Annotated in this window: 8 protein-coding genes; 5 read left to right on the plus strand and 3 right to left on the minus strand. The window is 42.5% G+C overall.

The window, feature by feature from the left end:
• Window positions 1-985, minus strand: a 985-nt coding sequence (locus tag ACE1CD_RS06295) for a DUF4135 domain-containing protein (protein WP_374822460.1), incomplete at its 3' end; no start/stop codon positions are given.
• A 264-nt stretch (window positions 986-1249) separates the two neighbouring features.
• Between ACE1CD_RS06295 and ACE1CD_RS06300 the strand changes: the two genes are divergently transcribed.
• The 3 genes from ACE1CD_RS06300 (at window position 1250) to ACE1CD_RS06310 (ending at window position 7326) form a co-directional block, all read left to right on the plus strand.
• Complete coding sequence (locus ACE1CD_RS06300) at window positions 1250-2017, plus strand: DUF928 domain-containing protein (RefSeq protein ID WP_374794928.1); 768 nt, start codon at window positions 1250-1252, stop codon at window positions 2015-2017.
• Window positions 2018-2085: 68 nt separating this feature from the next.
• Window positions 2086-4326 carry a CHASE2 domain-containing protein gene (locus ACE1CD_RS06305; protein ID WP_374822463.1) on the plus strand — a complete coding sequence of 747 codons (2241 nt, stop codon included), beginning with the start codon at window positions 2086-2088 and terminating at the stop codon, window positions 4324-4326.
• A gap of 207 nt (window positions 4327-4533) precedes the next feature.
• Window positions 4534-7326 carry an NHLP bacteriocin export ABC transporter permease/ATPase subunit gene (locus ACE1CD_RS06310; RefSeq protein ID WP_374794926.1) on the plus strand — a complete coding sequence of 931 codons (2793 nt, stop codon included), beginning with the start codon at window positions 4534-4536 and terminating at the stop codon, window positions 7324-7326.
• On the opposite strand, the gene ACE1CD_RS06315 is transcribed toward ACE1CD_RS06310, so the two are convergent.
• On the minus strand, window positions 7320-7898 hold the full coding sequence (locus tag ACE1CD_RS06315) for a DUF928 domain-containing protein (RefSeq protein ID WP_374822466.1): 579 nt from the start codon (window positions 7896-7898) through the stop codon (window positions 7320-7322). The two genes, ACE1CD_RS06310 and ACE1CD_RS06315, sit on opposite strands and share 7 nt — an antisense overlap.
• Between ACE1CD_RS06315 and ACE1CD_RS06320 the strand changes: the two genes are divergently transcribed.
• Both ACE1CD_RS06320 and ACE1CD_RS06325 read left to right on the plus strand, forming a co-directional pair.
• A complete protein-coding gene (locus tag ACE1CD_RS06320; protein WP_374822468.1) occupies window positions 7852-8148 on the plus strand; it encodes a hypothetical protein in 297 nt (98 codons plus the stop codon). The genes ACE1CD_RS06315 and ACE1CD_RS06320 overlap by 47 nt on opposite strands.
• A 637-nt stretch (window positions 8149-8785) precedes the next feature.
• Window positions 8786-11353, plus strand: coding sequence for an EAL domain-containing protein (locus tag ACE1CD_RS06325; protein ID WP_374794924.1), 2568 nt, complete (start codon window positions 8786-8788; stop codon window positions 11351-11353).
• Between the two features lie 103 nt (window positions 11354-11456).
• Here the strand turns inward: ACE1CD_RS06325 and ACE1CD_RS06330 are convergent, their stop codons facing one another.
• Window positions 11457-11603, minus strand: a complete 147-nt coding sequence (locus ACE1CD_RS06330) for a hypothetical protein (RefSeq protein WP_374794923.1) — start codon at window positions 11601-11603, stop codon at window positions 11457-11459.
• Window positions 11604-12021 lie beyond the last annotated feature (418 nt).

Genomic DNA, 12021 nt, shown 5'->3' on the forward strand with positions numbered 1-12021 from the left:
CCGGCGAGACGCCTGCGCTACTAGGCGAGACGCCTGCGCTACTAGGCGAGACGCCTGCGCTACTAGGCGAGACGCCTGCGCTACTAGGCGAGACGCCTGCGCTACTAGGCGAGACGCCTGCGCTACCAGGCGCAACTTGAAACACTTGCTGAATCTGCCAGAGATCCGCTTTGAGGCGTTGCAAAAACTGCGCTGTTGTTTCCACCCAAAAATCCACTGCTGTTGCCATTAATCTCGCCAAAACTGGGTAATTTTGGAAAAATGTCAATAATCCATCCGCCAAAATTTTTTCCATAAAATCTTCATATTCTGCCTTAAATTGCGTCTTGTCAGGAGTGGATTTTCCCAGTATGTTTAGTAAGTTAAGTAAATTTTTTCCCACGGTACGGTCACGGGATAATTCATATTCCAGGGTTTTGCCGCAGATATTTAAGAGTTTGTAAAGTAAGCTGATTTCTAAGGTCAGATATGCTGAATTAGAAAGTACTTCTAATGGTAAGCAATCTACGTGTAATGACGGAGAATCGAGACGATTTAATAATTTTTGTCGCGCTACAGAGACGGCTGGTAAAAGCACTTCTGCAAAAGGTAATTGAATTTCTTTATTTATAAAAATTAACAAATTTGCCTCATTACCCAGGCTCTGTCTGGGAAAAGATAGATCGTTAGCAAAAGAATAGGTGGTTTGGATTATTTCTCGCAAAGTGTCTGCCCATGCAGGCAAAGCTTGGGAATCAACAACAGGAAGCGATCGCACTACAGAGCCAGCTTGTATAATATTTAACTCATCCCAGTCAAGGCGTTTGTAAAATTTTTCCCAGTTGCCTTGGCTAACTACCTGGCACCAACGATTCAAGCGGTTATCGTTCAGTTGTGGTTCGATCGCCTCAGCAGAGTTTGTTTTGAGTAAATCAACACATAACCGTTCTGATAAAGAACTGGCTTGGGCAACGATCTGCATTAGATACGAGTGAGTTACTATCATTTATCTTTGGAGAAAAGTTAAGATCGCAAATTTACCAACTTATTAAATTGCAGTAAAACTGCTTGCACCAATGGTGTAAATTGGTAATGCCAATCTATCACAGAGTTTAAAGATATCTATCTAAAGATAGTGACATCAAAAAAAAGTGATAGTATATATGGTAGGCACATCAGCCTGGGGGATTGCATCTATTGAAGCAACAAATATGCAGCGTAATTTCCGCTCAATCAAAACGAGCATAATTTTCTACTAAGTCCCTCTAATATGGTTGTAGCTAAATCTGTTAATCGGTTGGGGAGCATTGTTAGAGTGCTATCTCCAGCATTGCTAATTTTCACTAGCTTATCGCCGCAGCTTTTGGCGCAAATGCCTTCTGAGTGGAAAGTCAGTCTAGAATTTCCGCCTGCGGACGATCGAGGCGCACCCGAACGAAGTGCCGGCGGAGGAACTCGCGGCCCTTCGTGTGTCGAGTCGGGTGTTTTACCTGTAACGGCTTTGATGCCTACACGGGATAATGTGGGGACAACAGCTAGTACAAATCCAACGCTTTTTTTCTATGTCCCTAAAACCATAGCCAAGTCCGCAGAATTTGTGGTAGTTGACGAACAAGGCAAAGAAGTTTACCTCAGCAGTTTTCCACTAGCCGCGACAGGTGGCATAGTTAAAGTAAACATCCCTCAAAGTGCATCTCTGCAAGTTGGCAAAGATTTTGTGTGGCAGTTTGCCCTGATTTGCGATGGGTCAGACCGCAGCAAAGATCAATTTGTCCGGGGCACAATTCGACCGATTGAATTGAGTTCGGATCTCAAGCAAAAGCTACAGCAGGCTTCTTCACCTCTGGAACAGGCAAAGTTGTTTGCAGAGGCTAGGATTTGGAACGAAACTCTGGCTATTGTCGTCGAGCTGCGTAAGACTTATCCTACGGAATGGGAACAGCTGTTAAAATCAGTTGGTTTGGAGGCTTTAGCCGCCGAACCGATCGTCGATTCCTCGACGGCAGAGAAGAGTCAATTAGTAATAGGTAATAATTAATTGCCTCTCGGTAAACAGGGTGTTTTTCGTCAGCGACCACTAGGTACTACCTATTACGATGGTTTGATGTGGGACAATTTAAAAATTTTTTTTGGCAATGGCGGGGTGTGTGGATTACTACTCCCTTAGTGGCGGTGTTGGTAATCATATTGCGTTTAGTGGGTTTATTGCAGTCGTGGGAGTGGGCTGCATTCGATCGATATATGCAGCTGCGACCTCAGACAAAGGTAGATGACCGGATTGCGATCGTCGGAATTGATGAATTGGACATCGAAAACCTTGGCACGGGGAACATTCCAGATATTGTTTATGCCCGATTGCTGGAAAAATTGAAAGCCAGAAAGCCTAGAGCAATTGGTTTAGATATTTATCGCAATTTACCGGAAGAACCGGGTTATAAAGAATTAGTACAGGTGTTTAGATCCACCCCTAATTTAGTCGGTATAGAAAAAGTAGTTGGCAATAAAGCTTGGGAAATAGTCCCCCCACCTCCAGAGTTAAAAGCTAAGCAGCAAGTAGGTGCAAACGACTTGCTGGAAGATGCCGATCGCAAAGTACGGCGCAGCTTTTTGTATGTGCGCGATCGCAATGGCAAAATAGTCTGGAGTTTCGCGACCCATCTAGCTTTACATTATTTGGAAAAGTCAGGAATTGCTCTCAAAAGAATTGCGGGGGGAAAATATCAACTTGGTAGCTCGGTAATTACTCCTTTTGAAGCGAATGATGGCGGTTATGTGCGAGCTGACGATCGCGGTTATCAAATTCTCCTGAATTACCCAAACGGAAACAAGCATTTCAACACAGTTTCTCTGACAGATGTTCTTAGCGATCGACTTCCGCCAGAATGGGGCAAAGACCGCATTATTTTGATTGGGAAAATAGCTGAAAGTGCAAAGGATTCATTCTTTACTCCCTATAGCGGCGGTTTAATCGAGCTGGCAGATCCCATGACAGGGGTCGAAATTCACGCCCAGCTACTCAGTCAGATGATTAGTGCTGCTCTTGACGGTAAGTCTTTCTTTAAAAGTTGGTCAGAAATTTCGGACAATTTATGGATTCTGTGTTGGTCTGGACTAGGTGCTATCTTGACTTGGCGATTGAAAATTAGCACCAGAGTTAAGAGATTTCCTTTCCTAAAAATAGTGACTCCTTTTTTGGCCGCAGGAGTATTGCTCGCTAGTACTTATCTGGCTTTTTTAGGAGGGTGGTGGATACCTGTAGTACCGCCATTGCTGTCCTTCACAGTATCTGCGATCGCCATTCTCTTTTACCTCGCCCACAGCGCCGCAGAAATTCGCAAAACCTTTGGGCGTTACCTCACAGATGAAATTGTCGCCAATTTGTTAGAAAGTCCCGAAGGTTTGAAGCTTGGCGGCGAAAGGCGAAAAATTACTGTTATTGCGTCTGATTTAAGAGGTTTTACCGCTTTGTCGGAGCAACTTTCTCCCGAAGAAGTGGTAAAAATACTCAACATTTATCTGGGATATATGACAGATGTAATTACATACTATCATGGCACAATTGATAAACTCATGGGCGACGGTATTCTGATTCTTTTTGGCGCTCCTACAATCAGAGAAAATGAGGCAGAAAGAGCCGTTGCTTGCGCGATCGCCATGCAGTTAGCAATGCAGTCCGTCAATGAAAAGCTAGCTGCCTTGGGTTATCCAGAAATAGAAATGGGCATTGGCATCAACACAGGTGAAGCCGTAGTGGGAAACATCGGTTCGGAAAAACGCACTGAATATGGTGTGATTGGCAATCAAGTTAATTTAGCTTTTCGGATCGAAACATTTACAGTGGGTGGGCAAATTTTTATTTCCGAATCTACTTTTAACGAAGTTAAATCTATTGTTAGTATAAACGGCGAAAAAGAAATGAAAATGAAAGGTGTTAAAGAACCTATTAGGGTCTACGAAGTTGTTGGGATTGGTGAGCCTTACAATTTATTTTTGCCAAAACAAGAGGAAATCTTGTTACCGCTGCATAAACCGATTGGAATTCAGTATACGATCGTAGAAGGAAAAATTGTTGAAGAAAGTTTATTTAAAGGCAAGTTAGTCAAGCTTTCTGCTAAAGGAGCGGAAGTACAGATTGACAATGTAGAAGAAGGGTTTATTCCCCCTAGTTCGACTAATATTAAACTAAATATTTTAAGCGGAAGATCGACAGAAGTCAGTAAGGATATATATGCAAAAGTTTTAGCAAATTCAGCAGAAAACGGAATATTTTATATCCGGTTTACTGCTAAACCAATCCATATAATTCCATTACTAGAAGTTCTTTCTAAACATAGAAATAAAGTTTAAAATATAGGAATTACACAAATAGCCCCGTTTTCTATAAAATTACTTCGCTATTTTAGCGTAGGTCGGGTTGAAGCAATAAGCTCAACCTACAAGTTAGTATTATATTATAAAAAAAGTAAAAAAAAACCGGGTTTCTAGTCGTTTGGTTCGTAAGTCCTGGAATAATGGTGTTATAGATTGATTGTTTGTTGCTTAAAAGGCTTGCAAGTGTTAAAACCAAATCTGGCTAAAGCACTACACAAACTTAAAGGAAATCAATCCTTCCTGCTGGACGCTCCTGAGAAAGTTTGGGTAGTTCAGTCTGGTACGCTGGCGCTGTTCGCAACTAAAATTGAGGCAAAAGAACCAACTGGCGATCGCCGTTATTTATTCAGCGTCAGTGCAGGCGAAGCGTTGTTCGGCGTTGCATCGCTTCGTAGAGAGAGGGAAGAGGGAGAGGCGGAGAGTGAAGGAAGGCGAGGAGGTTTCCCAGTCAAGAATTGGGAAGATGGTATTTTGGCAGTAACTATTGAAGAAAGCGAACTTTTAGAACTAGATATTGCTGATGTAGCAGCAGAAGTGGCAGCACTCGATCTGGAAATTATTTCTTTGTTGGAAGGTTGGATAGATCGTTTAAGTAAATTAATAGCTGCCTTTGCTATATCATCTGGCGAAAGTAAACTACAGGTTGACGAAGCGGGTAAGAACATATTATCTAACAATTTAGAAAATGCGACCGAATTGCCGCAAAGTTTAGCTTTGTTTCATAGCTACGTGTGGCGGCAATTACAGAAAGCGCAACAACAAAAAGTAGAGGCAGAGTTACAGCAATTTCAGGAATTAGAACAACTAAATCAACAAGTCACAGAGAGTGCATTGGGTTCTTTAGCTTCTACCTTCAAGCGTCAGCAGTCGCATTTTGAGGAGGGAACTCCTTTGTTAGTTGCTGCTGGAGCAGTGGGTAGGGCGATGGGAATAACGATTCGTCCGCCAGTGCGATCGCAAACTTGGTTGCGAAGAGATCCCGTAGAAGAAATTGCCCTAGCTTCCCAAATTCGGATTCGTCGCGTTCTGTTAGCTGGTAAATGGTGGCAAACAGAACATGGCCCATTATTGGCATTTACTCAAGATAAACGCCCAGTTGCTTTGTTAGTCGATCGAAACAAGGGCTATCGTTATCTATTATTTGACCCAGAATTGCGGACTCGGACGCTGGTAAATGATGCGATCGCCAATTCGATCGCACCGGAAGCTTATATGTTTTATCGCCCGTTGCCATCAGCAATTAACAAAGCTTTTGATGTATTCCAGTTCGGAGTTAAAGGTTATGAAATAGATCTTGCCAAAATTATGTTTTTGGGGAGTTTGGGAACTTTGTTAGGAATGGCAACTCCTCAAGCTACAGCAATTTTGATTAACTATGCCATTCCGAATGGCGATCGCTTAGTTTTGTTACAAATAGTGCTGGCGTTGTTAGCCGTATCTTTCGGTCAGACAACCTTAAATTTTTCCCAAGGATTAATTGCTTTAAGAGTTTCCAATGGCATTAATAGCATCTTGCAAACAGCGATTTGGGATAGACTTTTGAGATTGAGTCCCTCGTTAATTCGGCAATTTACAATTGGCGATTTGTTAGTGCGAATTACATCCATCACTCAGATATACGGCATTGTCAGCGGTGCAACACAACGCACTTTATTAAGTGCGTTATTTTCCCTGCTAAATCTGGTTCTGATGTTTGTTTACAGCATCCAACTAACTTTAGTCGCTCTAGCAGTAACATTGTTGGCAGCAATTTTATCTATTGCCTCTAGTTTAATTCTGTTACGCAAAGAGCGAAAACAAGAGCAGCTAGCAGGTGAAATTCAAGGATTAGTCGTGCAACTGATTAACGGCGTGCCCAAGCTGCGAGTAGGAGTAGCTGAACAACGGGCATTTGCAGCTTGGGCGAAAAAGTACAGCGAACAAAATCAACTTACCTGGGAAATTATCACAATTAGCGATATTGTTTCGGTTTTTAACGAGTTACTCTCTTTAGCCAGTTCGATTTTGTTGTATTGGTTTGGATTTGCAGAAATTCAAAGTGCAGCGGCGGGAGAGTCAGGTTTGACGCTGGGAACATTTTTAGCTTTTAATGCTGCTTTTGGCACGTTTTTTGGCGGTGTAACTTCTTTGAGCAATACCCTAACCCAGATTATCCAAATTGCGCCTTTGTGGGAGAGGGCACAACCAATTTTACAAGGAAAATTAGAATCGGATACCCACAAAGCAGATCCGGGTCATCTTCAGGGGCGTGTAGTTTTGGATAAGGTAGTTTTTCGCTACCGGGAAGAAGGGCAGCTAATTTTAGATCGGGTGAGTATTAATGCGGAAGCGGGCGAATTCGTGGCAATTGTTGGCCCTTCAGGTAGCGGTAAATCAACGATTTTTCGATTGTTATTGGGGTTTGAAACTCCCTTAAGCGGAAAGATATATTACGACGGTCAAGATTTAGCCCAATTAGATTTACAAGCACTGCGGCGACAGTTAGGAGTTGTGTTGCAAAATGGTCGCCTTATGCAAGGTTCGATTTTTGATAACATCACTGGCGGTGCGTTAGTGTCGATGAATGAAGTTTGGCAAGCAGCTCGGATGGCAGGATTTGCTAAAGATATCGAGCAAATGCCGATGGGGATGCACACGGTAGTGAGTGAGGGTGGCAGTAATCTTTCTGGGGGTCAACGACAGCGACTGGCGATCGCGCGATCGCTCCTTTTACAGCCTCGCATTATCTTACTCGATGAAGCTACCAGCTTTCTCGATAACAACACTCAACAAATTGTGACTGAAAATTTAGAAAAGTTGAATGTTACCAGAATAGTTATTGCCCACCGTCTCAGTACGATCCGTAATGCCGATCGAATTTACGTAATGGAACAGGGGCGAATAGTCCAGGTGGGTTCTTTTGCGGAACTAATTCAGCAACCTGGCTTATTCGCTAGGCTGGTAGCGCGACAATTAGAGGGATCTTCTCTTCATTGAGATAGCGATCCCGATATATAGCCGGAAGCAGCCGATTGCTGCACAGAAGCTTGATATTCAATGAGAGGCTCTTGGGTAATGTTGTCCAATTTAAGGGAGTGTAATAGCTGTTTCCATTTAGCCTCTACAGCTGAGTCATTAGGATGGGAACGACGTAACTGGGCTAGGCTGGCTATCGCATCGTACCACAGCTGATTATCTGCATAAACGCCAGCCCGCTCTAATGCTCCTAAGTCTCTTAATTTAGTAACTATATCCGGGCTGGCTTGGACTCGTTTAATCCAGCCATTCACGTAAGTATCAGCGCTGCGATCTTTAGGATCGTTAACAATTGCAAAATACCAACGGTAATTTTTCCCGATTTCCAGAGGTTGTATTTCACCGTTGCCAGGAAGTTCTACCCCAAGCACTCCGGAATTGCCATTAGTGCTAAATTTTTTTTGGTAAATTGTATTACCGTCTTCATCATTAAGCACAAATTCTAGCATTTGTGAATTTGACGTTTTAGGAACATAAAAATAAAATGTGGGATTTTCTAGAGTAGTTAATCCCTGGTTATCTTCTGGAACCAGAGCAGTTACTGGCTTTGCGGCGACTAATGTTCCCGACCGAGTGCCACCGCCTACCCGCCGTCCCGGTAAGCCCTCTGCTGAGTCCCCGGAATTTGAATCATTTGCCAGTATCGGCATCGTCAAGCTATTTGAAAAAATTGTCAGTAGTGATGTTAAACAAATGGCGGCAATTATCTTTCTATTAAAGATGACCCTAGACATATTGCTTGGTTCTCAACTTGCGCTATATTTGATACTAGACTTGTTTTGATAATAAACTTGCTTAGCTAAGAACTACCACCGTAATTATTCGTAATTTCAATAATTTAACAAATATATATCTTGCGAAATACGACTTTTGCCAAAAGGATATTTTTCTGATTTTTCCTAGTTTTCAGCTTGGCGCGAAGGCCCCAAGCCGATCGTAGCCGATCGCTCTTTTTAATGATTTCTTCAAGGAGAATCGTAATACTTAGCTATTTTGCTTAACTCACAACATTGAAAATCTGTCTTGAGGGAGATTGTTGCAGGGCAATTAGTATCATAACTTTATAAAAGTACATGATTATACTTAATTTATAGTTGAGAAGTATCCTCAAGTATTACCACATTAGCTTACAAAAGGCTTGTATCCAGCAGATTTAGATGGGAATACTCAGTTAAACGGCTAAAGCCCTATGGAAAGCAATTTTTGTATATTAGAACACATTTAATCGGCAGTAGATCGAAAAATCCGACAGCGAGAATACTGGCTCGCAAAAACATCGCTGACGAGGCAGAGTAGAATTGTCAATAAAGATGCGATCGAAACAAAAGGCTCACTAGACCGATAATTTGCACAATAAAATCAGGATCGCAAGCTCTACCTCCCGTTAATACTATTTAAGTAGTTCACTCTTTTAACGTTTGTGACCGATCGGCTTTCTGAGAAAATACATTCGCTGTTGCTTACAGCCAGAAACCATGAGGCGCTGGGTAAACTTACCCAGATCGTAGCTCTGGTTTGGCAAAAACCTGTTTTGACTGGCAGCTTGCTCATTGCGGGTTTGCTGCTGGGAGTCAGACAACTTGAAGTTTTCCAACCTTTAGAGCTAGTGGAATTCGATCGCGCTACCCAATTCCAACCCGAACTCGAACCAGATCCACGAATTTTAGTCATCGGAATTACAGAGTCAGACTTGCAAGCCCAAAAGCGATCGCCTCTGTCCGATCGAACCGTCGCTACCCTCCTAGCAAAGCTGCAATCCTATCAGCCAAAGGTAATTGGTTTAGATTTGTATCGGGATTTGCCCCAACCACCCGGTCATACAGAACTGTTGAAGCAGTTGCAAGCGCCTAACATCATCGCGATTTCCAAGATGGAGAGTAACGATAGCAGAAATGTGCCACCTCCACCAGGCGTGCCAACAGAACGAATAGGGTTTAATGACTTAGTTCTCGATCCGGATGGAGTAATACGCCGGAATTTAATGTATGCCTATACAAAATCAGATAAATTTTATTCTTTTTCTCTGCGAGTAAGCCTTAGCTATTTAAAAGATAAAAATATTGACTTTAAGGTTGATCGTAACTCGCTCCAGCTAGGTCAAAAAACTTTTTACCGTTTAAAAGCTTATTCTGGTGGATATCAAAACATTGGTGCCCAAGGATATCAAGTGCTGTTGAATTATCGAGGCAGAAAAGTAGCAAGGCAGGTAAATTTAACCCAAGTTTTGAACGGCGCTATCCAAAAAGAGTGGGTGAAAGATAAAGTCGTACTGATCGGCACAACAGCACCGAGCGAAAAAGACCTTTTCTTTACTCCCTACAATGCGATCGACAGACAAGAAGCTGCTATGCCTGGGGTGCTAGTCCACGGTCAAATGGTAAGCCAAATCCTCAGTACCGTCTTAGACGATCGAGCTTTATTTTGGTTCTGGCCTCAGTGGGCAGAAGCTTTATGGATATGGGGTTGGTCGCTAGTAGGAGGAATTTTAGTGTGGCGCTTTCGCCATCCACTATTATTAGCAATAGCTGCAACTGTAGCAGTAGCAGGATTGTTTGCTGTTTGGTTTATCTGCTTTACTCATGCAGTATGGATACCCTTCCTAGTGCCGACACTGGCATTCCTAACAACTGGCGGCACGATCGGAATTTATAAATTATTCTACAATGCTTTTTACGATCCTTTGACGAGTCTACCAAACCGAGATTTATTCTTGAAGCAATTGCAGAAATCAATCGATCGCAGCAAAAGCCAGGTTAATTACTTATTTGCAGTCATCTTCCTGGATCTCGATCAATTCAAAATATTTAATGAAGGTTTGGGACACCAAGTTGGAGACGAAATATTACGTATCATCACCCAAAGGTTAAAGGCTATTCTCCATCCTAAATATCCCGTCGCACGGATTGGAGGAGACGAATTTGCTATTTTGCTAGCAGATATTAGCAATATCGATTTAGTAGCTCTCGTTACTGACAAAATCCAAAAAAAACTGTATTCACCATTGAATTTAAAGGGACAAGAAATATTTATAACTGCTAGCTTTGGTATTGCTTTTAATCAAACCGGTCACAATTATAAACCAGAAGAATTGCTGCGAGATGCCCACACCGCTATGTATCGCGCCAAAGCATTGGGTAAAGCACGCTATGAAGTTTTTTCTGTAGGTATGCGTACCCAAGTTGTCAGCCGCTTGCAGTTAGAAAATGACTTGCGTCGAGCGATTGCTTCTGCAATAGAGGGAAACAGTCAAGAGTTAAGCGTCCACTACCAGCCGATCGTATCTTTAGAAACGGGGAAAATCGCAGGTTTTGAAGCCCTAGTTCGTTGGCAAAATTCTCAAGGCAAATTTATTTCCCCAGTAGAGTTTATTCCCGTAGCGGAAGAAACTGGTTTAATTGTTACCTTGGGTGAGTGGATCGTGGAACAATCTTGCCGCCAGCTGCGTATTTGGCAACAGCAATTTCCCATGCAACCGCTATTGACAGTCAGCGTCAATCTTTCTAGCCAACAGTTTGCTCAACCAGATTTAATAGAAAAAATTGAAAAAATCCTCAAATTAACAGGACTAGACGGTCAGACTTTAAAAATAGAAATTACAGAAAGTATGGCAATGAAAGATGTTGATTCTACGATTGCTAAAATCTTACGTCTAAAAGCTTTAAATCTCAAGTTTAGCATTGATGATTTCGGTACTGGTTACTCATCTTTGAGCTATTTACACCGCTTTCCTGTAGACACATTAAAGGTCGATCGTTCCTTTGTCAGTCGCATGGAAGAAACGGCTGAAGATGCCGCGATCGTTCAAACTATCGTCATGCTCAGTCATATTTTGGGTATGGATGTAATTGCCGAGGGGATAGAAACAGCATCGCAAATGGAAAAACTGCGGATGTTGCAATGCGAATACGGCCAAGGCTATTTCTTTTCTAAACCCTTGCACGCCGAGGCAGCCACCGCTTTGCTTAGCCAATATACTGATTCAGTTTAATGTTTCTTTTATAGCAACCGCCCGTGTTAGGACATTCTTAATTCCTGAAACCCTTGATTCTAGACCCTTCTTCCCCGACGCCCGACGCCCGACGCCCGACGCCCTAGTCCCTAGCTATATCAACAACTCTTACTCCCTGTTTTTCCAACCATGCCAAGGTCTGGTCAGCACGTCTGAGGTTGTTTGCTAAGCGGATGTTGTCTGCTGCTTTCTGAAGTTCTTCAGGCTCTACTTTAAAGACTATTGACAAAAAAAATTATTATTATTTGTATAGGGGCGAAGCATTCGGGCGACAATTTATCGCACAAAACCCAGGTTTTTTTGTCCGTAGGCGATAGCCTGCCGGCAGGCATATGCTTCGCCCTGCCGGGTTCGGCAAGGAATACACATTTAGTTTATTTTGTCAAATACTTTTACTGGACTGTCGCTCCAGTCAAATAAGTATTGTGCAAAACGCTAGCTATTTTAGCTGGGAGCATCACAATGCACAAAAAAATCACACTGCTTTGCCTTGCTTTTATTTTAGGCTGGAGTTCCCCGCGCTGCGGGGAACTCCAGAAGACTAAAACCCTTACCCAGAAATGGATGTAAAGATTATCGTTCGGTCAAGTTGTACCCATGTAATTTAAGCTTTTCTTTATTTTTGAGATGATTAGCTTATGGGATAA

This window comes from Aerosakkonema sp. BLCC-F183, assembly GCF_041929145.1.
In the GTDB taxonomy this organism is placed as follows: Bacteria; Cyanobacteriota; Cyanobacteriia; order Cyanobacteriales; family Aerosakkonemataceae; genus Aerosakkonema.